The 23,106-nt window shown below is 62.5% G+C and carries 16 protein-coding genes and 1 tRNA gene; 10 read left to right on the forward strand and 7 right to left on the reverse strand.

What is annotated here, in order from left to right:
* Window positions 1-148: 148 nt before the first annotated feature.
* The 6 genes from ACZ5WW_RS15720 to ACZ5WW_RS15745 all read right to left on the reverse strand — a co-directional run bounded on the left by ACZ5WW_RS15720 (window position 149) and on the right by ACZ5WW_RS15745 (window position 7,860).
* Complete coding sequence (locus ACZ5WW_RS15720; RefSeq protein ID WP_377171894.1) at window positions 149-685, reverse strand: DUF6882 domain-containing protein; 537 nt, start codon at window positions 683-685, stop codon at window positions 149-151.
* Window positions 686-1,331: 646 nt separating this feature from the next.
* Window positions 1,332-2,807, reverse strand: a complete 1,476-nt coding sequence (locus ACZ5WW_RS15725) for an IS4 family transposase (protein WP_377172269.1) — start codon at window positions 2,805-2,807, stop codon at window positions 1,332-1,334.
* A gap of 954 nt (window positions 2,808-3,761) precedes the next feature.
* On the reverse strand, window positions 3,762-4,334 hold the full coding sequence (locus ACZ5WW_RS15730; RefSeq protein ID WP_377166573.1) for a hypothetical protein: 573 nt from the start codon (window positions 4,332-4,334) through the stop codon (window positions 3,762-3,764).
* An 89-nt stretch (window positions 4,335-4,423) separates the two neighbouring features.
* Window positions 4,424-4,498 (reverse strand) — tRNA-Cys (locus tag ACZ5WW_RS15735).
* A 193-nt stretch (window positions 4,499-4,691) separates the two neighbouring features.
* Entirely contained in the window at window positions 4,692-5,816 is a 1,125-nt protein-coding gene (queG, locus tag ACZ5WW_RS15740; protein ID WP_464694255.1) for a tRNA epoxyqueuosine(34) reductase QueG, read from the reverse strand.
* Between the two features lie 280 nt (window positions 5,817-6,096).
* On the reverse strand, window positions 6,097-7,860 hold the full coding sequence (locus tag ACZ5WW_RS15745) for a dynamin family protein (protein WP_377166571.1): 1,764 nt from the start codon (window positions 7,858-7,860) through the stop codon (window positions 6,097-6,099).
* Window positions 7,861-8,021: 161 nt separating this feature from the next.
* Between ACZ5WW_RS15745 and ACZ5WW_RS15750 the strand changes: the two genes are divergently transcribed.
* The 6 genes from ACZ5WW_RS15750 (at window position 8,022) to mdoH (ending at window position 19,603) form a co-directional block, all read left to right on the forward strand.
* Window positions 8,022-9,020 carry a hypothetical protein gene (locus ACZ5WW_RS15750; RefSeq protein WP_377166569.1) on the forward strand — a complete coding sequence of 333 codons (999 nt, stop codon included), beginning with the start codon at window positions 8,022-8,024 and terminating at the stop codon, window positions 9,018-9,020.
* Between the two features lie 158 nt (window positions 9,021-9,178).
* Window positions 9,179-14,572 (forward strand): beta strand repeat-containing protein, encoded by a 5,394-nt coding sequence (locus ACZ5WW_RS15755; protein ID WP_377166567.1) that lies wholly within the window; start codon window positions 9,179-9,181, stop codon window positions 14,570-14,572.
* Window positions 14,573-14,652: 80 nt separating this feature from the next.
* Complete coding sequence (locus ACZ5WW_RS15760; RefSeq protein ID WP_377166565.1) at window positions 14,653-15,279, forward strand: tetratricopeptide repeat protein; 627 nt, start codon at window positions 14,653-14,655, stop codon at window positions 15,277-15,279.
* A 129-nt stretch (window positions 15,280-15,408) separates the two neighbouring features.
* Window positions 15,409-16,746 (forward strand): DUF1501 domain-containing protein, encoded by a 1,338-nt coding sequence (locus tag ACZ5WW_RS15765; protein ID WP_377166563.1) that lies wholly within the window; start codon window positions 15,409-15,411, stop codon window positions 16,744-16,746.
* Window positions 16,747-16,883: 137 nt separating this feature from the next.
* Window positions 16,884-17,462 carry a hypothetical protein gene (locus ACZ5WW_RS15770; RefSeq protein WP_377166561.1) on the forward strand — a complete coding sequence of 193 codons (579 nt, stop codon included), beginning with the start codon at window positions 16,884-16,886 and terminating at the stop codon, window positions 17,460-17,462.
* On the forward strand, window positions 17,459-19,603 hold the full coding sequence (gene mdoH, locus ACZ5WW_RS15775) for a glucans biosynthesis glucosyltransferase MdoH (RefSeq protein WP_377166559.1): 2,145 nt from the start codon (window positions 17,459-17,461) through the stop codon (window positions 19,601-19,603). Before ACZ5WW_RS15770 ends, mdoH begins: the two co-directional genes overlap by 4 nt.
* A gap of 340 nt (window positions 19,604-19,943) precedes the next feature.
* On the opposite strand, the gene ACZ5WW_RS15780 is transcribed toward mdoH, so the two are convergent.
* Entirely contained in the window at window positions 19,944-20,255 is a 312-nt protein-coding gene (locus tag ACZ5WW_RS15780; protein WP_377166557.1) for a hypothetical protein, read from the reverse strand.
* A 132-nt stretch (window positions 20,256-20,387) separates the two neighbouring features.
* Between ACZ5WW_RS15780 and ACZ5WW_RS15785 the strand changes: the two genes are divergently transcribed.
* From ACZ5WW_RS15785 to ACZ5WW_RS15800, 4 genes are all read left to right on the forward strand, one after another.
* On the forward strand, window positions 20,388-21,485 hold the full coding sequence (locus ACZ5WW_RS15785) for an alpha/beta hydrolase-fold protein (RefSeq protein WP_377166555.1): 1,098 nt from the start codon (window positions 20,388-20,390) through the stop codon (window positions 21,483-21,485).
* A 213-nt stretch (window positions 21,486-21,698) separates the two neighbouring features.
* Window positions 21,699-22,454: a DUF899 domain-containing protein gene (locus tag ACZ5WW_RS15790; RefSeq protein ID WP_377166553.1), complete on the forward strand. Its 756-nt coding sequence runs from the start codon at window positions 21,699-21,701 to the stop codon at window positions 22,452-22,454.
* A 41-nt stretch (window positions 22,455-22,495) separates the two neighbouring features.
* Window positions 22,496-22,747, forward strand: coding sequence for a hypothetical protein (locus tag ACZ5WW_RS15795; protein WP_377166551.1), 252 nt, complete (start codon window positions 22,496-22,498; stop codon window positions 22,745-22,747).
* Complete coding sequence (locus ACZ5WW_RS15800; protein ID WP_377166549.1) at window positions 22,744-23,103, forward strand: YciI family protein; 360 nt, start codon at window positions 22,744-22,746, stop codon at window positions 23,101-23,103. The genes ACZ5WW_RS15795 and ACZ5WW_RS15800 overlap by 4 nt, the downstream gene beginning before the upstream one ends.
* The last annotated feature ends 3 nt before the right edge of the window (window positions 23,104-23,106 follow it).

Below are 23,106 nucleotides of genomic sequence, written 5' to 3' on the forward strand. Positions count from 1 at the left end.
GCTTCCTTCTTTGCTAAAGCTACAGAGGACACGCAGAGACTCGGAGAACGTAGAGATTCCAGAACTGAGTGCCTACGGAATGAACGGAAGACGGACCCGAAGTAAAGAGGACAGGCTGGCGATGGTGAATGGATGGGACGCTGCTTCTTCATTGCGGGTGGGAGCTGCTATCAGCACCTTGTTCTGCCGGTCGTTTGAGAGGGCGATAATCTTGCTTCTCTTCGTCCGGTATAAACTCGAGTCCATCGTAGAGCAGGAACAAACCTCCACTGGCACTTGGCGACCTATACGCGCCTTGTGCTTCAAGCAGCCTTGCTGAAACCGAGGTCATCTCCCAACCATCGATTTCCTCTGCCGACCACCTCTGTTCAATAAGCTTAGTGATGCCTTCTTTCTCTCCGAAGTCCCGGACCGCATGAATGGGTCCAATCTCCACATCCTTGAAATGTGGATTCGCCCAGGACCATAACCAAGTGCCGGACTTCGTAGAAATCGATCCGACAATCGTGACCTTCGCCCGAACCTTCGGTTCATTGCGGTCGCTCCACCAAATCTCGTTTCGAAACAGGTCATACTCATAGCTGGCGTAATCACCGATACCAAACAAGCGCTTGTTCTTCTCGTTGGTTGACTTGAGGTATTTGGTCGCTTGGTCGATGAAGGACTCGAATTCGGTGTATTCCATATTTTAGAGGGCTAACCGTGCCTATATAGTGTAAAACTTCATGCTCTCCTCATCTGGAATGTTCCGGTGGTTCGAGGACATGAAATCTTGGAGCCATGGGAGTCCAATCGAAGCGTCGCAGCCTTGAGCAGCCAAGTCCCTGTGATGCTCCCATCTTCGGCCACCGTGCCGTCATAGTAAATGGGCGGGTGTGCCTCGGGGCGCTGCCACGGGAGGTCATGAGCGGCCCGAAAATCTTGGATGGACATCATCCCCTCGTCACAGGTCAGATGAAGTTCAGGCAGCAGCTTCGTGAACCTCACTTTGCGGCCGGCACACCGCCCTCGGATATTGCCCTCGCCCGGAACACCTGGATACGAGATGTCATTGACATGCCCGCTGAAGCGGCCCCAAAAGTGCTGCCAGCGTGTCTGGGTCAGGTTCAGCTCAAAGTCCACGCCCGCCGGTGCATGTAGGCGCATCTCAGCATCATCGTAAAAGTAGGTGCCTCGCCATGGACCAACGAGGAGCGGCTTCTGTTGCATCATTAGGGACATGGAGTTTGGCGAACGACTTACAGTTCGCATGTAGCGCATGGATGGTTTTGTTGTTGGAATGCGTTGACGAGCAGCCCCCGTATAAAATGCCAGGCATGAATGGCACTTGATTAAGCCGCCTTTCGATACTTGTCGCGGTGGGGGATTTCCTGAAACTCGCGGCGCGGCTGCGTCAGCAGCTGATGGGTTTTGGGGCGTCGTTTCTTGGCCCTGGGTTCGCGTCGTCCGGTGCGTTGGGGGTTCATCACTGAGGCGATGGCTTTGAGCAATTCATCCCGCCACTGTTCCAGTTTGCGAGGCTTGTCAGCATAGAGTGCGGCACGCGGCAGCCATTCGCGCAGCACGTCAAGCGCGCCTTTGAAGCTGACCCGCCCAAGCTCACGGCCGTGCGCGCTGGCGCTGTGCAGGATGAGCAGCCGGATGGCGTTGTAGGCGCAGGCATGCATGAGGATCTCCTTCTCGATCATGTCGGGAGTCTTGCAGCGCAGCACATCCATTTTCATCGTCGTTTTGATGTCCCGAAAAAACAGCTCGATGCTCCAGCGGCGGTGGTAGAGTTCGGCGATCTGCTCCACGCCATACCCTTTGGCATCGACCAGCGTGGTGGCGATCCACACGCAATGGGTACGGAAGCCTTTGCGCTCAATGGGCACCTTGATGATGCGCACTTCGAGCTGCTCCGGCAGCGCCTCCCACTGCCGGGCATCCCACGGGCACTTGCCAGGTCGATGTTTGGGCTTGTGCCAGCTCTGCAGGCATTGATGGCCGCCCAAAGAGCGGCCTTTTCCCAGGTCCTTGGGGCGTGCCTGATGCAGGCGCAGGACGGTGTCAACGCCACGCGCCTTGAGCTCGGCCATGAGCGCCCAGGCGCAGAAGCCGGCGTCGCCGAGGAGCACATCGCCCTGTTTGAGCAGATGGCTCACCTGCTGCCAGAGGCCCAGGTCATGACGGCACCACCTGCCCAGCGCGTGGCCCAGCCAGGCACCCGTCGAGAGGCAGAAGACACCCAGCATGGAGGCAACCGGAAAGCCGCAACCCGGCTTCTGAGCAGGGGGCTGCGGCCAGCGCTCCTGGTTCCTGGTGGTGTCAGGCATCGAGCAACTCGTGCCATCAAGCACTTTGACCTCACGTCCGCACCACAGCCAGGCTGAGGGTGCCTGTGCGGTGAGTTTGGAGCGCAGAGCCTCGCAGGCAGCCTGGACAAACGGAAGGCTCAGAGCGCAACGCGCCTGGCAAAAAGCCCCGGTTCTCAGGGAAGGACGCTTGGGATCGAGCGGACGGTTGATGAGCCAGGCACGGACTTTGGCGACGACGCCCTGGCAGGCCATGCCCGGGTTGAGCACTTGGAAAAGAAAGGCCCAGAAGAGGGTGGTGGGGGTGTAAATGGACTCTCGAAGTGGTTTGGAATCAGGAGCACTGGAGAAGAAATCCTGAGGGAAGAAGGGACCGATCAGGGCGGAAAGATCGGGCAAGGAGAGGTGGCGGAAGTGCTCGATGCCCCGGGCAAGCAGGCTGGCCAGGGAAGGCTTGGCCCTGCCCTGAAGCAGGTGAGGGAAATGAGGGAGGAAAGAAGTTTGAACAGCCATGTGAAGTGGAGTTCAAGCATCGTTGGAATGTTCAAATAATGTTACACAAAAATTTTAATACATATGCCTGTAAATGAACCTGCCAAAAAACGAATCCTGCCCTTAATCAAGTGCCATTCATGCCTGGCATCTTATTCACGCCGGTATTGAATTAGTTATATCCATCTTGGCCCTAATCAGGAGTCATTGCCTGCATTTTTTATGTACCGCAACATGCTTATCGAGGACGTATTCCCACGTATCGCAGTGGAATCTTCCAAGTCCTCGCTGCATACGCGAGTGAGTCAGAGTCAGGGTGCCAGTATATTTCTGTCACCGGTTCTGATTCAACGATAGGGGCAAGCAAAATAACCTTCGTCTCCCGCTGGGTAAGCTTACAATCGACCAAAAAGAAGTGTTCGAGGAAAGTATTAGCAACTCTGAAACAAGTCAGGGCATCCTGTATAGTCCAACCATCCATTGCTCGGGAAATTTTCAATCTGCTTGTCACATCCTTCTCTCCATGTTGCTCGGTGTCGGTGATGTCAGTCCATACAACCCGTGACCGCTTTGGGTGTACTGTGCAATCTCGAAGCACCTTCAAGTCCGCTGCGTCCTGTGCATATTTAGCCCTCCGATCGATGGCCCGTTTTCCACCGCTTCTGGTAAACAAGTAGAAGTCAAACTTCGACATTGTGGGGAGCTTGTCTAAATCGTTGTACAATGCGGAGGGCAACTTCAACGACATCAGGCAACAGTTGGCCGCCGCCTCGAGCAGTAGCGTCGAGAAGAGGACAACTGTCCGAGAAATACTCCGCTCTTTGAGAGTCTGCGACCAATGAAGCAAGGTTGCAGTGGTCTCGAGTAATTCTTCAAAGGCCTTATCGTATTCAGTTTCGGTCGCCATGGGTTAGACTCGGTTTCTTGGCTTCACTACTTTGCACCCTCACCCATTTCCCCTTTCTCTGTTCGGGGTCACGCCTGATACAGACTGGCAAAGTCCGCGGCGGAAGAGAAGGACAGGCGAAACAGGCCCTGGAGGCCGACGGTGGTGGTGAGGCGTCCGTCCGCCACGCCGCTGACGGGCCTTTCGACTTTGTTGAAACGGAGGGTCATGCGCGTGAGCATCTCGGAGGGGAGGACGGTTTCGAGGCTGAAGGGGGTGGAGCGCTCTGCGAGCAGGACGTGATCTGAACCGGTCCAGTTGAGGGCGCGCAGCCAGGGGTGGAGCTGGACGCCGAGGTCGAGGATCTCGAAAGCCCGCCGCCCCTGACGCTCCTCGGGAGGATAGAGATCGGGGTGCTCGGCGATGAAGTCATCGACCGTGAGGATGGCCCTGACGCGTATCTGGGAGAGGATGTGAAGGGCGCCGTCTCGAACCGCCACGGGATAGATGATCTCTCCGGCCTTGACCCCGGCGCGGATGAAACTGGGCTGGGTGGTGTGAGGGCCGCCAAAGAGAAAGTCGATGCTCCTGCCGATGAGGTCGTGCTTCCGGGCGATCCTGATGCGGTCGCTGTTCCAAAGCACGGTGTAGGCATTGCTCATATCACCAAGTGAGGCGAGAGAGTTAGATCATGGTGCGCACTTTTGCCAGAGCTTCGTGGGAGACTTGTGCAACCTTTTGAGAAGGTTGGTGGAGGCGAGGGCGGGAATTGAACCCGCGCATACCGGTTTTGCAGACCAGTGCATTACCACTTTGCTACCTCGCCGTTCTCGATGTCGAGAGCAGGCGATGGTAGCAGGGACGGGAGGGCTGTCAAGGATGGGGGCGCCTGTGGCGCGTTTGCGATGGTTGGCTGTGGTTGGCGATGGCTGCCAGAGAGCCTGAGACGGAGACGCCGGGGCGTTCGTTTCAGGGAGGGCGGCTACGGCACTGGTTAGGCTCTGGAGAACCACCGCCAACTACGGCAAACCATGGCCAACGGCTTGGCCGCTGGCTTCCGCGCGCGCCATGATCTCCGCGATGGCCCACGCCGCGTGTTCGGAGATCAGCGGGTTCTCATCCCCCGCTGCTTTCTCCAGCGCGGGCAGGTCCTCGGGCCCGCCGGTGTTGCCGAGGGCAACGCAGACGTTGCGGAGGAAGGCGGGGCGTTTGATGCGCTTGATGGGGGATTTGGCAAAGAGGGCGCGGAAGGTCTCGTCGGTGAGGGAGAGGAAGTCGCGCAGGGTGTGCGCAAAGATGCTGGCGCGGGCTTGGAAGGTGGCTTCGTGGGAGGCCTGGGCGTGGCGGTTCCAGGGGCAGGCATCGAGGCAGGAGTCGCAGCCATAGATGCGGTCTCCGATGGCGCGGCGGAATTCCAGCGGGATGGCGCCTTTGCTCTCGATGGTGAGGTAGGAGATGCAGCGGCGCGCGTCCAGGCTGCGTGGGGCGGTGATGGCCTGGGTGGGGCAGGCGACGATGCAGCGCGTGCAGGTGCCGCAGCGGTCGGGGCCGGGGCTGTCCGGCGGGAGCTCCAGCGTGGTGAGGATGTCCGCCAGGAAGAACCAGGTGCCCAGGTGGCGGTGGATCTGCATGGTGCTTTTCCCACCCCAGCCGAGGCCGGCGAGGCTGGCGAAGTCGCGCTCGAGGACGGGGCCGGTGTCCACATAGGGGCGCTGGGTGCCGCCGTGGGCGGTGAGGAAGTCACTCAAGGTGCGGAGTTTGTCCTGGATGAGGTCGTGGTAGTCGTTGTTCCAGGCGTAGCGGGCGATCCTATACGGAGTTTGCGGTTGTTGGCGGTTGTTGGCAGTGGTTTGCGGTTGTTTGCCGGAGGGGTACGCGGTGCCGCCTTGGTAGTAGTTGAGCGCGAGGACGATGACGCTCTTGGCGCCGGGGAGTACGAGCGTGGGGTCGGTGCGGCGCTCGGGGGTGCGGGCCAGCCAGGCCATGTCGCCGTGCTTGCCGGCGGCGATCCACTGCTCAAACAGCGCACGATGCGCCGCCGGCTGCGCAGGGGCGATGCGGCAGTCGTCAAAGCCCAAGGCGCGGGCCTCGGCGATGAGGGCGGCTTTGAGCTCCGAGGCGGAGAGTTGGCTGTGGTTGGCGATGGTTTGCTGTGGTTGGCGGTTGTTTGGAGGGCCGGAGACGCTGAGGAGGGGGAGGCGCGTTTGGGGAGATACGGGGGGCGTTGAGTGGGGCGGATAGGTCTGACAGGACCGCTACGGCACATCATAGGAGGTAGCCGACGGCACGGCCGAATTTACTTCAGCGCGGGCTCACTGGCTACTGATTCACCGATCCACGGACGCACCAGTCTTCCTGCTCTGCTGGGAAACCATTGCCAACAACCGCCAGCTATCGTCAACAACTGCCAGCTTCCCCTTTCCTCTACTTTCCGCCGGCGGGCATGAGGACGCGGATCTGCTCTTCGATCACGCTGAAGGAGTCCGAGAGCTGCTGCAGGCGCGCGACGTGCGCGGCCTGCTCGTGCTCCAGCTGCGCGGCGCTGGCCTGGGCGGGGTTGAGCGTGTCGAGAAATTTGGTGAAGCTGTTCGTCACGTCTTCGGTCACCTGCTTGGAGAGCATCTCGCGCAGCTTGGCGGAGGACTCCTCCAGCTTGTCCAGGATGGCGTTGCGGGCGGTGGCCAGCCTCACCTGGGTGAGGAGGTACACCACGGCCATGAGCAGCAGCCCGGCACCGAGGGCGATGCCCGCGCTGGTCAGGTCATCCAGCCAGCCGCACAGGGCGGTGCCGAGAATGACGGGGACGACCAGCCGGGGCAGCCAGCGCGCGGTCACGCGGGCGCTCTCCAGCCCGGGCTCGATGTCTTCATCCAGCTTCAGCCCGATGACAAAGCGGCGCAGCGAGGAGTCCACATGGGTGCCAAAGCGGCGGCGCAGCTCGCTCTCCTCCTCGCCGTAGTCGTGGGCGGGGAGGGAGACGTCTGGGGGAAAGAGGGTGCCGCGGCCCTGGGCGTAGAGGTAGCGCTCGAACTGGTGCACATCCTCCTCCAGCACCAGGGAGACCTGGCGCCAGCGGTCGCCGGTGCGGTGCTGCAGCTCCTGAAAGAGGCGGTGGTCCAGGCTTTGCGGCCGGGCGCTGTTTTCACTCTCGTCATCGGCGTCTTTGCGCTGAAAGGCCTTGCGTGTGGTCAGGGCGTCATTGGCCAGGCCGGCCACACGCAGCACGGACTCGTGGTAGTCGCGCTCGGTGGCATCCAGCGCAGGGAGGATTTTTTTCAGCGTGCGGTCCACCTGCATCTCGCGCTCGGTCTGCAGCTCCTGCAGCACCACGGTCCTGCGCTTCGCCTGGTGCATGCTGGCCACGTGGCGCTCGCGCATGTCGCTCAGGATCTGGCGCGCCAGGCGCATGGTGCTGGCCAGCTTGTTGAGGCGTGCGGCGTTGTGGCGCACGATGGAGGAGATGTGCGCCTCCAGGTCGTGAAAGCCGCTGTCCTGGAGCAGGCGCTCGCGCTCGATGCCGGCATCGCGTGCGAGGAAGGCCTTCTTCGCGGAGACCGCAAAGAGCGGGAAGTCGCGGCCAAAGCGCTGGCGTGTTAGCTGGCCCATGTAGTCCGTGATGACCTGGATCTCCTCCGGGCTGCGCAGGTCGCTCTGCTGGAGCACGAAGATGACGTGGCGCATCCAGTCCCGGTGGACTTTTTCCAGGAACTGCCACGCAGAGGCGCCCCAGGGGTTCATCGCCGAGAAGACGAAGATCACGAGGTCAGCGATGGGCACAAAACGCTCCGTGATGAGCTGGTGCTCGTTTTCCACGGAGTTGGTGCCCGGGGTGTCCACGATGTGGAAGTCGCGCAGGAAATCGACCGGGGCATACACCTCGTCGAGCGTGGGCGTCACGGGCTGGACGCTGTGCTCTTCGCCATGGCGGAAGAAGAGGATCTTGCCCGTCGTGGGCACGACGCCCGTGCTGGAGAAATCCTGGCCGAAGAGCGCATTGAGAAAGGTGGACTTGCCCACATTGACCTCGCCGACGACGACGAAAACGAACGGCTCCTTGAGGCTCGCGATGAGGTTGTCCAGGATCGCCGCAGATTCGGGGTCGCCACCGGATTCACGCAGGGCGGCCGTCAGAGCCAGGAGGTCTGTGCCGATGCGTGAGCGCAGTTCGAAGTAGTCGTCGCCTATCATGAAAGGGGGTGGGTGCAAAGTGCCGCGTGCCATCGGCACCGCAACTCCACTTCGGATGCAGCGCGAAGTTTAAGCTGCCAAGCATAAAGTTTGGCGCAGGTCCTGTGGGTGCGGTCGGTTTTCCCTTTTCACTTTGGCTGCTGCGCACTACAGGGGAGGCCTTGACTGCCGAAACTCCAGCCCGCGAACCCGCAGACGTCCGGCGCACGCCCTGGTGGCTGTGGCCGCATGTGCTGAGCCTGGAGGCGCCCGTCGTGGCGGTGCTGTGGCAGGCGGCGCTCGCGCATGCGCATGGCATCCGTCTCACGCCGCTGCTGGGCGCAGGCCTGGCGCTCGCCTGCTGGGTGGTTTACCTGCTGGACCGCACGCTGGACACCCTGGCGGTGAAAAATGTCGCCGAGCTGGATGTGCGGCATGCCTTTTACCACCGCCACCGCCGTGTGCTGCTGCTGGGTGTCATTCCGCCGGCGCTGCTGCTTTTGGGGTGGATGGCTCTCTGCGTCATTCCCCAGGGCGTGCTGTGGCAGGCGCTGGCGCTGGCGCTTCTTGTGGCGCTCTACCTGGCCTCGTGGTCCGCGCAGGGCAGCCGGGTCTCGCGGGATGTGTTTGTATCCTGTGCCGGGCTGGGCGGCGTCCTGCTCCTCTCCCGCATGCCGATCTCCAGCGGAACCAAGTTCACGCTGAGCCTCTTGGTGCTGGGGGTGATGGTCCTGTCTTTTCTGCGGCAGCTCGACATCCGCATGGGCAATGTGCTGCCCAAGGAGCTCACGGCCGCGCTGCTCTTTGCCATGGGCTGCACCACCAGCACGCGCTTTTTCGCCATGCCGGAGACCATCGCCGAGCCCGTGCTGGAGTGCCTGCTGCTGACGCTTCTCTTTGGGTGCAATCTGCATGGCATCACCTGCCGCGAGGCCGGGCTGCAGGACGAGCACAGGCATGCACGGCTGGTGCTGGGCACGCTGGGCTTTGTGCTGGCGGTGCTCTGGGGTGTTGAGCTGGGCCTGCTGCAGCACTCGTTGTTTGGCCCCGCACGCGCAGCCCTCGGCGCGGTGCTGCTGCACTCCGTGGTGCAGGCTGCGCGCCGACGCTATTCCGTGGAAGCCTACCGTGTGCTGGCAGACGTGGCGCTCATCCTCCCGCTGCCGCTGGCATGGTGGTGAAAAGGTCGGGATAAAGGAGTGGAGAAACGCCTCGTAGCGGAAGCCGCCACAGGGAATTTCCTGCGTTTTCAAACAAGGTTGAACACCCGGGTTGGAAGGACTATGGCGAAAGTCCCCTCCCCCACTGCGCGTCCCCCGCGCATTCCGAAAAAGCCCCCATGTCCGTCGTTTCGCGTCTTCGTCGCCTCGTCCTCGCATTCTCCGCCTCCAGCCTTCTGCTTGCCCAAACCGCCGCACCTGCGGCGGTGCTGGTATATGCAGACTTGGACGGCACAGCCAACTGGAACACCTCTGAGCAGGCCTGGACAGATTCCGGCACGCCCAGCGTGTGGATCTCCACCAGCAGCGCCGAGTTTTCCAATGGCAACGCCGCCAATCTGGTCACGCTGACCGAGGCCATCAATGCAGCATCCATCAGCCAGTCCGGAGCCGGGACGAAGACGACCATCGGCGGCAGCGGCCAGACGCTCACGCTTTCCGGTGGCGGTGCGAATCCGGTGGTGGCCAACAGCAGCGGGGCAGACCTCACCTTTGCCTCCGGCCTCACCATCCAGCAGAACCCGGCCACCGGAGGAGCGGCGCAAAGGTGGAATGCAGCGAGCGGCTCCAACATCATCGTCAATGCCACGCTCAGCGGCGCGCTGAGCGGCGGGCTGATCAAGGAAGGCGCAGGCGTGTTGCAGCTCAATGCAGCGAACAATTACTCCGGCGCCACCTATCTCAGCGCCGGCGTGCTGCAGGTGGGAAATGCCACCGCGCTGGGCACCAGCACGCTGACGTTTCAGGGCGGCACGCTGCGCTACGGCGCGGCCATCACCGGCGGCCTTTCCACCCAGTTTGCCGCGCTCTCTGGCAGCGCCGCTATTCTCGACACCAACGGCTTCAGCATCACCCTCGGCAGTGCGATCACCGGCACCGGCGGCCTGGTCAAGCAGGGCAGCGGCATCCTCACCACGACGGCAGGCAGCACCTACACCGGCGGCACCACAGTGGAGGCGGGCATCCTGAGCAGCGGTGCGGGCACGGGGGCCAATCCGTTTGGTGCCAATGGCAGCATGATCACCGTGAAAAACGGCGCCACGCTGGACCTCAACTGGACCAACGCCGCCAACTACGCCTCAACGTATCAGCTCACCATCGAGGGCAAGGGCGTGGCGGACACCTCTGGCACCGTCTTCGGCGGCTACGTCGGTGCGCTCACCTCCTCCGGCAGCTACAACAACACCTCCACAGCCTTCAGCAGCATGCTCCTCACCGGAGACACCACCATCTCCGGCCGACTTGGCACCACCGGCACGCGCTATGGTGTGCCGGCCAACATCGACGCCCGCGTGCGCGACTCCGGCGGCAATGTCATCGCCAACCAGTATTACACGCTCACGATTGTGAACGGCAACGCCGTAAGCTGGCGCGGAGCCGCCGCCAACAACGTGTATGTGGGAGACATCCGCCTGGAGCAGGGCCGCCTGTGGGCGGACCAGGACAACTTCGGCGACAACAATTTTTCCATTTACATCAATGCCAACACGCTGGGCTCGACCACCATCTGGGGCGAGCTGGGGAACTGGCTGGGCACCCGCACGGTGGCCAAGAAGACCGTCATCACCGGCGGCCTGGTGGCGCTGGAGGGTTATCAGGGTTCCAGCGGGGTGAAGATCGACTACGGTGCGGTTTCCACCTTCACGCTGAGCGGCCAGATGACGCTGAATGTCTCGGCGCTGGCTGACAACCGCATCTCCGCCACCTATTCCGTGCGTGATGCCAAGGTGACCGGCCAGATCACCGGCTCAGGCGGTTTCCGCTACATCGGTGCCACCGCTGCGCTCACGGACTGGGACCCCACCTACACCACCTCCGCCACCATCAATCGCTACAGCGTGCTGTACCTCACCAACAGCACCAACAACTTCACCGGCACCATCAAGCTGGACAGCGGCGTCATCCGCATGTCCGACGGCACCGCCAGCGGCAAGCTCGGCGGCGGCAGCAATGACTTCAGCTTCAACACCACCACCGCCCCGGCCATCCTCGACTTGTTTGGCACCAGCCAGAGCATCGGCGCGTTGAACGGTGCCAGCGCCACCTTCCATTTTGTCCAGAACAACCGGCAGAACACCACCTCCACCCTCACCGTGGGGAGTGGCGGCGCCAGCGGCAGCTTTGCCGGCGTGCTGCGTGACTACGCCGCACTGCCCGCAGACAACACGGCCATCACCAACGAAGGTGCCACGAACGCCAGACTCGCCCTCGTGAAGACCGGCGCGGGCCAGCAGGTGCTGACCAATGTGAGCACCTACACCGGTGGCACCACCATCAACGGCGGCTCCTTGCAGATCGGCACCGGTGCCACCGGGCAGAGCACCGCACGCTTGGGCTTTGGCTCCTTCACCGTGAACAATGGCGGCATGCTGCAGGGCAACGGCATCGTCGGCTTCGCCGGACTCACCAGCACCATCGCCTCGGGCGGCACCCTCAGCGTCGGCACCTCCACCCAGACCGGGCTGCAGTACCTCACCGTGGACGGCACGCTGAATGTGGCCGGCACGCTTTCCTTTGACCTCTGGGGCGCCAGCAGCGGCTCCGGCAGCCTGGCCAACAGCGACTTCCTCACCTTTCTCGCAGGTTCCTCTTTCAGCCTCGGCAGCACCGGCGTGCTCAACATCACCGTCAAGGCGGGCGCGGGAGACTCCACCACCTGGGCGGCGGGCACCTGGTTCCAGTTGTTTGATTTTGGCAATGTTGCTTTGGGCAACCGCAGCGTGGCACTGGACAACACCGCCAGCTGGGTGCTGCCCGCGTTGAACAGCGGACTCGTGCAGTGGGATTTCTCCCGCCTCGCCACTGAAGGCCGCATCTACGTCGTCGCCAAAGCCGCCACCCCGACTCTAGTGTTCGACCCCGCAGATTCCTTCACCGGAACCGCCGAGTGGAAGACGACCCCAGGTTACCTCGCCTGGGATGATGCTGGCGTCGCAGGTGTCTCGCTGCAGGAGTGGGTCACAGGTGCCAACGCTGTCTTCAGCAACGGTGCGTCGAACTCCCTCAGTGTGGTCGAAAACATCTCCGCCAGCAGTCTTTTCCAGTCCGCCACCGGCACCATCACCACGATTGACTCTGCCAACGGCAGCGTGCTCACCCTGAGCGGCACGAACCGCGTGGTGTCCAACACCAGCGGCACCACGTTCACCTTGGGCAGCGGCCTCACCGTGGACCTCACCGGCACCGAGAAGGAGTGGTATGCAGACGCCACCTCCCCCATCGTGGTGAACGGCATCATCATCGGCACCGTAGGCAGCTATGTGACCGGCACTGTCACCGGTGGCCTGATCAAGACTGGCGACGGCGTGCTGGAGCTGCGCGGTGCCAACACCTATAGCGGTGTCACCCGCCTGCAGGGGGGCACGGTGCTCGCGACGACGACTGCCGCCTTTGGCACCAGCAAGGTGGTGTTTGAAGGTGGCACCCTCAGGTACGGTGCGGCCATCACCGGCGGCTATTCCAGCCTGTTTGCCCCGCTTAACTACGGGTACATGGCGAGGCTGGACACGAACGGCTTCAATGTGACGCTGGACACCGCGCTGAGCGGCAGCAGCGGCCTGACCAAGCTGGGTACCGGCATCCTCACCGTGGCCGCAGGCAGCAGCTACACCGGCGGCACCGTGGTAGAGGCTGGTATTCTGAAAAGCGGTGCCACCGCTGTGAACGCCACCAATCCTTTTGGAGCCAACGGCTCGCAGATCACCGTCAAGAACGGTGCCACGCTGGATGTGAACTGGGCGGACGCCAGCAACTACAGCTCCGTGAAGTACAACCTGCTGGTGGAAGGGAAGGGCGTTGCAGATTCCTCCGGCACCATCGCAGGCGGCTACGTCGGCGCGGTGGTCTCCTCGGGCGCTGCCAGCATGACATCGTCCCCCTTCAGCCTCATCACCATGACGGGAGACACCACCTTTGCCGGCCGCTACCTGAGCACCGGAGCGCGCTGGGGCATCACGGCCATCAATGCCAACGGCTACAACATCACCTTCGTCAACGCCAACGGCCTGAGCTGGGCGGTCAGCACCGCAGGAAACGCGCAGAACGTGCGGGACATCTACATCGAGCAGGCCCACGTCTATGCGGACAGCACCTACTTCGGCGACGACAACTACAGCATCATCGTCGAGGCCAGCAAGCCTGGCGCCACGCTGTTCCGTGGTGAGCTGCGGCGCTACAGCAGCTCCGGCACCATCACCAAGAAGATCACGCTCAATGGCGGCATCGTGCAGTATGAAGGCGAGCCCACCAACGGCCTCGTGCCACGCACCTTCACCCTCGCCGGGCAGGTGACGCTGATGGACAACAACGCCATCGCCGCCAACCGCTTCAACAGCAGCGGCGTCAGCCGCGACATCAAGATCACCGGCAAGCTCACGGGTGCGGGCGGCTTTGAATACCAGGGCAGCACCGGCACTTACAACTACAACAACACCACGCCCACCGACCGCTACAGCGTGCTCACGCTGACCAACTCCGCCAACGACTTCACCGGCGCGGTGAACCTCATCCGCGGCATCATTCGCATGTCAGACGGTTCCGCCAGCGGCACCCTGGGCGCAGGCAGCAATGACTTCAACTTCACCACGGCAGCAAACATTGGCATCCTCGATCTCTTTGGCACCAGCCAAAGCATCGGCGCGCTCAACGGCAGCAGCGCCACCAACCACTTTGTGCAGAACAACCGCGCCGGCACCACCGCCACCCTGACGGTGGGGAATGGTGGTGCGAATGGGAACTTCGCCGGCGTGCTGCGCGACTACGGCGCACTGCCAGCGGGCAACGCCTCCATGAACGAGTCCACCTACACCGGAGACGGTGCCACAGGCGCAAAACTCGCGCTGGTCAAGACCGGCACCGGCACGCAGGTGCTCACCGGCGTCAGCACTTTCACCGGTGGCACTGTGGTGAATGGCGGCGTGCTGCAGGTTGGCTCCGGCAACACCGGCCAGAGCACCGCCACTCTCGGCAGTGGCGGCTTTACTGTGAACAGCGGCGGCACCCTGGCAGGCAATGGCATCGTCGGCGTGGCCGGCACCCTGAATCTGGTCAATGTCGGTGGCACCCTCGCTCCCGGCACCAGCACGCAGACCGCCGCCCAGCGCCTGGACATCTACGGCGGCCTCACCAGCAGCGGCACGCTGAGCTTCAATCTCTTCAGCGTGACCCTCGGCTCCGGCAGTGCGAGCAACAGCGACACCCTCAAGTTCCTCTCCAATGAGCAGATCACCCTCGGCGGCACGCTCACCCTCAGCAACAACACCGGCACCCTTTCCACCACCTGGACCGAAGGCACCTGGTTCCAGCTGGTGGACTGGAATGTCGTCACCACCGGAAACCGCAGCGTGAACTTCACCGACATCAGCCTTCTCCCCGCCCTGGCCGGCGGCCTGCAGTGGGATGTCAGCCAGTTCGCCACCGACGGCCGCATCTACGTCGTCGTGCCGGAGCCCGGCCGCGCGGTGCTGGTGCTGATGGGGCTGGCGCTTTGTGCGGTGAGGCGCCGCCGCCCCTGATGTGGCACGGATGACATCTTGCGTCCGTCTGCATGGTTGCATGAGTTCATGACGTCTTGTGTCATGTTCTGTAAATCCCCATGAAGCCTCTGCTAGCCCTCATCACCGCCCTTGTTCTTCCATCGCTGCTCCGCGCCGAAGACACGCCCAACGAGCTCTTCCGCCAGGGCGTGGACTTCTTCTTTGCCGCAAAGCCAAAGGAATCCGTGGCGGCGTTCGACAAGCTCATCGCGCTGGTGCCGGATTCCAAGCCGCAGCTCTGGCAGCGCGGGCTCTCGCTCTACTATGCGGGCGATTTCAAAGGCGGACGCGAGCAGTTTGAAGTGCACCAGACGGTGAACGGCAACGACGTGGAAAACGCCGCGTGGCACTTCCTCTGCATCGCCAAAGGAGAGGGCGTGGAGGCGGCACGCAAGGTCTTCATCCCCATCGAAGGCGACAGCCGCATCCCCATGAAGCAGGTGCACGAACTTTTCGCCGGCAAAGGCAGCGAGGAGGCCGTGCTGAAAGCCGCCGAGGAGGGTGAAGGCGAACGCCTGCGCAATCACCGCTGCTACGCCCACCTCTACCTCGGCCTCTACTATGAAGCCACGGGGGACAACGAGAAGGCAAAGGCGCACATGCTCAAAGCCGCGAAGGATTTCTCCATGGACCACTACATGGGCCGCGTGGCCCAGGTGCATGTGAAGCTGCGCGGGTGGGAGTGAGCGGGGGTTTCCCCACCCCTTGCGCCTCCCTTGCGCATCATTGCGCCTGTCTTGGCAGAGTGGCCTGCGGGCGCAACATGCCCCTCTCTCCCGTGGTAGGTTCGGGTGTTAACTCACCTCATCCGTCCCATGAAAATGCACCGTCTCTGCTCCGGCAATCACAGCAACCTTTTCACCACCCCTCAGGGTCGGCGTGACTTCTTGCAGGTGGGTGCCATGGCCGGGCTGGGCCTCACCCTGCCCAATCTGCTCAAGCTGCAGGCGGCGGATCTGGCCATGCCGGCGGTGGAAAGCTACAAGCCCATCGCCACCTCCATCATCCATATCTATCTCCCCGGCGGCATGGCGCAGCATGAGTCCTGGGATCCCAAGCCCTTTGCCTCGCCCGATTACCGCGGGCCTTTCAGTCCGGTGAAAGGCTCCACCGGCGAGTACGTCGGCGGTCAGTTTGTCAACATCGCCAAGATCCTCGACAAGATCACGCTCATCCGCTCCGTCACGCATGGGGAGGCGGCCCACGAGCGCGGCACGCACAACATGTTCACCGGCTACCGTCCCAGCCCGGCCATCAAATTCCCCAGCTTCGGCTCCATCATCTCGCACGAGCAGGGGCCGCGCAACAACCTGCCGCCCTACGTCGCCGTCCCCAACATGATCGCGCCCGACCAGGGCAGCGGCTACATGAGCAGCGCCTACGGCCCCTTTGCCCTCGGCAGCGATCCGGCGGACAGAGGCTTCACTGTGCGCGATCTCGCCTCGCCAAAGGATGTTGATGCGAAGCGTTTTGACCGCCGCCGCAATCTCCTCTCCGCCGTGGACGAGCACTTCCGTACCACGGAGAAATCCGACGGCCTCAGCGCCATGGACAATTTCTACCAGGCCGCCTACAAGCTCATCAGCTCTGACAAGGCCCGCGAAGCCTTCAATCTCAACGCCGAGCCCGACAAGCTGCGCGACGAGTACGGCCGCAACGCCGCAGGCCAGCGCTTCCTGCTCTCCCGCCGTCTCGTCGAGGCAGGCGTGCGCATGGTCTCTGTCAACTTCGGCAGCTGGGACCACCACTCCAACATCAAGAGCGCCTTTGAAAGCCAGGCCCCGCAGTTTGACGTGGCCTTTGCACGCCTCATCAAAGACCTCGATGAGCGCGGCATGCTCGACACCACGCTCGTGCTCGTCAGCTCCGAGTTTGGCCGCACCCCGCGCATCAACAGCACCAACGGCCGCGACCACTACCCGCGCGTCTTCTCCGTGGCCATGGCCGGTGGCGGCGTGAAGAAAGGCTTCGTCTATGGCAAGTCCGACGCCCTCGGCGGCGAGCCCGATGAAAACCCCGTCGGCCCCGAAGACCTCGCCCGCACGATGTACCGCCTGCTCGGTATCAACGCCAGCAAGCGCATCGTCGTCGAAAACGTGCGTCCGGTGGACATCGTCAACGGCGGCCGCCTGATCCAGGAAGTCATCGCGTAGGGCGTTGCGGAGGCATTCATTCTGCCCGGTTGCCTGCCTCCTGGCGCTGACAAGATCAAAAATGCGGAAACCGCAATCCCGGGCTTTCCACGGCATCAAAACTGCGCATTCTCCATGCGGTTCGGATTTGAACCTCCATGGAAGCAGTCAACATTCAGTTTGCCCCCGCGACAGGCACCGAGGAAGAATGGAACGAGGCGTATGCACGCCTCGCGGATTATTTCCGCTCGTATCAGCTTCACAACCGCATCCGCCGCACGCAGCTCATTCTCGAAACCCTGCGCAACGCGGCCAAGGCCCATGCGAAGGATCCCACGCGCACGCCCACGGCTCACTCCATCGAGCAGGCCCGGGTGATGCTGCGCGAGTGGCTCGGCTCCATCTACAGCGACCTCAATCTCAACGAAGCTCAGCTCGAGGCCACGGGCCGCCTCGGCTTCCACCTCGCCGGCGGCCCTTCGCGCTGGCCGCAGTTCTTTCTGGACGAGAAGAACATGCCCGAAGACATGGCCGAGGCCATGCGCTCCGCCATCCGTACCTCCGGCCCCGGCATGCAGGTCAGCAAGATGACCCCGCGTGACATCGACCTCGGCATGTTCACCGACGTGGCCGACGACACCTTTGACCGCCTCGGCCGTCATCCCATCCTGCGCTACTCGGTGCTCGTCATCATTGTCGGCAGCGTCTTGGGCTACCTTTACTCCCTCTTCGGATGAGCACCCCCGTTGGCAGCCAGACCGCGAACATTGCGATGACCGCCGGCATGCCGCCCAAGCACGTATCACGCACACGCCGCGCCACCTTTTTCTCCCTCGTCGGCCTCGGCACCATCGTGGGCGCCTGGCTTTCCTACATCTTCCTCTCGGAAAACGGCATGCGCCTTTCCGAATGGGGCCTGCTGCTGGTCTTCATCCCCCTGTATTACCAGCTCAATGTCGGCTTCTGGACCGCGCTCTTTGGCGTGTGGCTGATGAACCGCCCCAAGCCGGACCCGCTCAATCTCTGGCTCTCCCTCAGCGCGGATGACTTCGAGCAGCCCATCACGGCCAGCACCGCCATCATCATGCCCGTCTTCAATGAGGATGTGACGCGCGTCTATGAGGGCCTGCGCTCCATCTACCTCTCCCTGGAGGCCACCGGGCAGTCCAAGCACTTTGACTTTTTCATCCTCAGCGACTCCGACAAGGCCAGCCAGTGGATCGAGGAGGAGACCGCCTGGCTGGAGCTCTGCCGCCAGCTCAAGGCCTTCGGCCGCATCTTCTACCGCCGCCGCCGCAAGCAGATCAACCGCAAGAGCGGCAACGTCTCCGACTTCTGCCGCCGCTGGGGCAAACGCTACCGCTACATGGTCGTGCTCGACGCGGACAGCCTCATGTCCGGCGCACTGCTCACCAACATGGTGCGCATCATGGAAAAGAATCCCGGCATCGGCATCGTGCAGACGTTTCCGAAGCAGATCGCCGCAGACACGCTGCTCGGGCGCGTCATGCAGTTTGCCCAGGCCCTCTATGGCCCGCCCTTCATGGCCGGGCTCGACTACTGGCAGTGTGGCGAGGCCAATTTCTGGGGGCACAACGCCATCCTGCGCCTCGCACCCTTCATCGAGCACTGCGCGCTGCCGCCCCTGCCTGCAAACGCCCCCTTCGGCGGCCACATCCTCAGCCATGACTTCGTCGAGGCCGCGCTCATGCGCAAAGCCGGCTACGCCGTGCGCCTGCTGCCCACCACGCGCGGCAGCTATGAGGAAGGCCCCCCCACGCTGGTGGACATGCTCAAGCGCGACCGCCGCTGGTGCCAGGGCAACATGCAGCACCTGTGGCTGCTCTTTGCCAAAGGCTGGCACCCGATGAGCCGCATCAATTTCCTCCACGGCATCCTCAGCTACGTCAGCTCGCTGCTGTGGTTCTTCTTCCTGGTGCTGGCCACCTTCCTGGCCGCCACCCGCACGCCGCACGTGCAGCCGCAGGCCATCCTGGCCGAGCACATTCTTCTGGCCGTCACCGCCATGCTCATCTTCCTGCCCAAGACCGTCATCCTGCTGGATGAAGTCATCACCGGCCGCATGTTCAAGCCGCTCCGGCTGCGCTTCCTCACCTTCTTCAGCAGCCTCCTCGACACCGTGGTCTTCACCCTCATGGCTCCGGTGCTCATGATTTTCCATTCGCGCTTCGTGGTGTACACGCTCATCGGCAAAAGCGTCAGCTGGGTCACCCAGCGCCGCAAAATTGATGGCGGCCTGAACTGGAGCGAGATCCTCTTCACCTTCCTCAGCGTCACGCTGCTCGGCCTCGCCTGGGCGGTGGTCGGCTGGTTTGTCTCCAAGGCCTTCCTCATCTGGATCAGCCCCATCCTCTTCTCCCTGGTCATCTCCATCCTCGTGGCCGCCCTCGTTTCCAGCGGTCGCAGCGGGCGGCGCCTCGGCCTCTTCCTCACACCGGAGGAGCACGAGCCGCCCACCGTGCTGAAGACCATGCAGCAAAATCTGGAGGAGATCAAAGACCGCAGCCAGCTCCCCCCGGAGCTGGAGCGCCACTACGGCCTCATGCAGGTCTGCCTGGACCCCTACGTGAACGGCCTCCACGTCAGCCTGCTGCGCCGCCGCCGCACCATCGAGGTGTCATCCGCCTACCTCAAGGAGATCAGCCACAGGCTCATCACCCAGGGGCCTCAGACGCTCAATGCCCAGGAGCTCAAGGCGCTCATGCACGACACCGACACCGTCACCAATCTGCACTACAGCATCTGGAGCGCCGCCGACCATGAGCTGGCCCCCTTCTGGGCCACCGCCATCCGTCAGTACAACCTCGCCTCCACCAGCCCCTTTGCGCACACTCTCGCAAAGCAGGAGCTGGAATAGCTGCACGGCGGCCCGGAGATCATTCTCCGGAGAGCCATCTCAGACATCACGTTCTAGAAGCCGCCGAAGTTCCCGCCAAAGCCTCCCCCCTGGCCGCCTCCACGATAACCACCCAAGCTGCGGCGAACACGAGGACCATCATCATCGTTCCTGCTCGGGGTAGTCATGCACGCACTGAAGGTGCTGAGAGAAAGAACGACCGTCAGGAGAGCAAGCAGTTTGGTTTTCATGGGGGCAGTGGTTCGCATGAGATCCATCCGGATCTCTTCAGGCACAGCAAGCAATGACAGGTGAGTCAGAAAATACAACTTTGGCGCCCTAGGTCGTCCGCCGATTTTGGTTAGTGGTGGTGACCGCCAAAGCCGCCCCCGTGAAAGCCTCCCATGTGGCCGCCAAAACTGCCGTAATGGCCGCTGATGCCGCCGCCATGGAAGCCGCCAAAGCCGGGGTGGGCGTGGCTGTACAGAGGCCCGCGGTATCCGCCATAGGCGTAGCCCGGCCTGCCGTAGTAGTTGTTGTAAATGCCGTACCCGCCGCCGTAGTACCACGGCCGGTAGTAGTTGTAGCCGTACCCGTAGCCGCCGTAATAGCACGAACTGAGCGACCCCAGCGAGAGGATCGCTATGAGGAGGAAAAGGAGTTTTGTTTTCATAATCGCATTGGGTTCACCTGAATTCGACGCCACCCCGTCGGCAGCATTCAAAAATAATGCCTCCTCCCGGCCCACCCCGGCGCTGCATTCACGCTTCCCATCCGCCGCCCTTCATGCCAGCATCGCCTCACCATGAAGCTCCTTCCCGGTCTCGCCTTTGTCTTTGTCACTGCCAGCACCGCCCTCGCACAGCAGAAAAACGGGCCGGTCATTTCGCCCGAAGTGCTGGAAAATCACAGCGTCACCTTCCGCCTGCGCGCGCCGAAAGTCCAAAGTGTGGCCCTGCGTGGCCAGTGGAACAAGGAACCCGCCGAACTGACCAAAGACGCCGAAGGACTCTGGACCCTCACCCTGCCGGCTGTCCCCGCAGGTGTCTGGGAGTACAGCTTCATGGTTGACGGCCTTACGATGATCGACCCCGCCAATCCCGCGCAAAAGCCGCAGCGCAGCCCCACCTCCAGCATCCTGCACATTCCCGGCACACCGCCCAATCCCTGGGACTTTCAGGACGTGCCCCACGGCACCGTGCACCAGCACACCTACCTTTCCAAAGCCCTCAACAAGCAGCGCAGCGCCTGGGTGTACACCCCGCCCGGCTATGAAGCAGGCACACAGAAGGAGTACCCGCTCTTCGTCCTGCAGCACGGCTCCGGCGACCGCCACGAGACCTGGGTGCAGCACGGCAAGGCGCACTGGATCCTCGACAACCTCATCGCCGCCGGCAAAGCCAGGCCCATGATCATCCTCATGATCGACGGCCACCCCCTCGGCCAGGTGCCGCGTGACATGGCCGACCGCCGCGCCCTCTCGCTCGCTGCGTTTAAAAACGAACTCTTCACCGATGCCGTCCCCCTCGTGGAAAGTCACTACCGTGTCTCCAAAGACCCCTCGCAGCGCGCCCTCGCCGGCCTCAGCATGGGCGGCTGGCAGGCCCTCAGCATCGGCATGACCAGCCTCGACCGCTTCGCCTGGATCGGCTCCTTCAGCGGCGCGGTGGATGAAAATGAGATCAAACCCGCCCTCGATGACGCCACCGGCACCAACGCCAGACTCAAGCTTCTCTGGATCGCCTGCGGAGAGAAAGATTTCCTGCTCGAGCGCAACCACCAGCTCATCGAAAAACTCAAGACCACCGGCGTGAATCACGAATGGCATGAAACACCGGGAGATCACTCGTGGCCCGTGTGGCGCAATTATCTCACGGAGTTTGCGCCCAGGCTGTTTCGGTGAGGCAGTGTCTTCTGGAGCTGTCAGCGCTTCCAGGCGTGGCCGTCTTTGATCACATGGTCGCCATCCGCCACGGCCTCAGGAAAACATTTTCATAAATCTTGTCCTCCCCTGTCCTCGGCGGGCGGGTTCGTTGGTCGTGTCATTGAACGGAACGCTGCAGCAGACCGGGACAAACCAAAAACGAACACGCACACTCCCCCACCACCAACGACCATGAAAACGAAACACACCATCGCATCGCGGGCCGAATGGCTTGAAGCCCGGAAGGCGCTCCTCGCGGAGGAAAAGCAGCTCACCCGGCAGATGGACGCCATCAGCGCCAAGCGTCGCGCCCTCCCCTGGGTGAAGATCGACAAGGACTATCGGTTCGAAAGCAGCGGTGGCCGCGTTTCGCTGGCGGATCTCTTCTGCGGAAAGAGCCAGCTCGTCATCCAGCACTTCATGCTCGGGCCCGGCTGGGAGGAGGGCTGCCCCAGCTGCTCCTACATGGCCGACCACACCGACGGCATGCTGCCGCACCTGGCCGCGCGAGATGTCACGATGCTGGCCGTCTCCCGTGCGCCGCTGGCGGAGATCGAGTCCTTCAAGAAACGCATGGGCTGGAGCTTCGGCTGGGTGTCCTCCCACGGCAGCGACTTCAACCACGACTTCCACGTCTCGTTCACGGAGCAGGAGGTGGAGAGCGGCAAGGTGGACTACAACTACACCGCGCAGCCCTTTGGCAGCACGGAGGCGCCTGGCATCAGCGTTTTCCAAAAGGAGACCGATGGCACCATCTACCACACCTACTCGGTGTATGGCCGTGGCGTGGAGCTCATGATGGGCACCTACCGCATTCTCGATCTGGTGCCGAAAGGCCGTGACGAGGACAGCCTCGAATGGACCATGCAGTGGGTGCGCCACCACGACCGCTATGACTCTGGCACAACCTCCAAATGCGGCTGCCGCTCTGAGGAGGCCAGAGCATGAGCTTCCGGCGCTGCTGTCAGAGCACGAGACCTGCTGGGCGCATGAGAAAAGTTGCCGGCTGGCTGCTCCCGGGCACGGTGCTCGCTCTGATGCCCAAGTGCCCCATGTGCCTCGCGGCGTATGTGGCGCTCGGCACCGGCTTCACGATGTCCTACGCTTCAGCACACATCCTCATGCGCTCCCTCACCGTGCTTTGCATCAGCGCATGGATCATTTGCGCAGCGAAGCTGCTGCTGAAACACCTGCGCCACAAATCCTCGCTCAAACTTCGCCCCATCTGCTCAGACCCATGAAAACCGAACCCACCCATCAGTACATGTTTCTCGTCCGCGGCTGCTCATGCAGCGCCGGACACTCCGCCGAAGAAATGCAGGCCCACATGAAGACGGTCTATGACTGGATCGATGACCTCACCCAAAAAGGCATCTTCAGCGCCGCACAGCCGCTGACCCCGGAGGGAAAAATCGTCTCCGGTCCCGGCCTCGTGTCAGACGGCATCGCCGCTGAATCCAAGGAGTCCGTGGGCGGCTTCTTCATCCTCAATGTGGCATCGATGGACGAAGCCGTGCGCATTGCCGAGTCATCTCCCATGTTTGGCAACGGTGGCAGCCTGGAGGTCCGCCGCATCGCCGCGCTCACCTGTGACTGAGCC

The organism is Prosthecobacter fluviatilis (assembly GCF_055388355.1).

Coding starts and splice junctions, on each gene's coding strand:
- ACZ5WW_RS15780 (WP_377166557.1), bottom strand. CDS start 20,255: ATGAAAACAAAACTCCTTTTCCTCCTCATAGCGATCCTCTCGCTGGGG.
- ACZ5WW_RS15800 (WP_377166549.1), top strand. CDS start 22,744: ATGAAAACCGAACCCACCCATCAGTACATGTTTCTCGTCCGCGGCTGC.
- ACZ5WW_RS15745 (WP_377166571.1), bottom strand. CDS start 7,860: ATGATAGGCGACGACTACTTCGAACTGCGCTCACGCATCGGCACAGAC.
- ACZ5WW_RS15795 (WP_377166551.1), top strand. CDS start 22,496: ATGAGAAAAGTTGCCGGCTGGCTGCTCCCGGGCACGGTGCTCGCTCTG.
- ACZ5WW_RS15765 (WP_377166563.1), top strand. CDS start 15,409: ATGAAAATGCACCGTCTCTGCTCCGGCAATCACAGCAACCTTTTCACC.
- ACZ5WW_RS15790 (WP_377166553.1), top strand. CDS start 21,699: ATGAAAACGAAACACACCATCGCATCGCGGGCCGAATGGCTTGAAGCC.
- ACZ5WW_RS15720 (WP_377171894.1), bottom strand. CDS start 685: ATGGAATACACCGAATTCGAGTCCTTCATCGACCAAGCGACCAAATAC.
- ACZ5WW_RS15730 (WP_377166573.1), bottom strand. CDS start 4,334: ATGAGCAATGCCTACACCGTGCTTTGGAACAGCGACCGCATCAGGATC.
- ACZ5WW_RS15725 (WP_377172269.1), bottom strand. CDS start 2,807: ATGGCTGTTCAAACTTCTTTCCTCCCTCATTTCCCTCACCTGCTTCAG.
- mdoH (WP_377166559.1), top strand. CDS start 17,459: ATGAGCACCCCCGTTGGCAGCCAGACCGCGAACATTGCGATGACCGCC.
- ACZ5WW_RS15760 (WP_377166565.1), top strand. CDS start 14,653: ATGAAGCCTCTGCTAGCCCTCATCACCGCCCTTGTTCTTCCATCGCTG.
- ACZ5WW_RS15770 (WP_377166561.1), top strand. CDS start 16,884: ATGGAAGCAGTCAACATTCAGTTTGCCCCCGCGACAGGCACCGAGGAA.
- ACZ5WW_RS15785 (WP_377166555.1), top strand. CDS start 20,388: ATGAAGCTCCTTCCCGGTCTCGCCTTTGTCTTTGTCACTGCCAGCACC.
- ACZ5WW_RS15755 (WP_377166567.1), top strand. CDS start 9,179: ATGTCCGTCGTTTCGCGTCTTCGTCGCCTCGTCCTCGCATTCTCCGCC.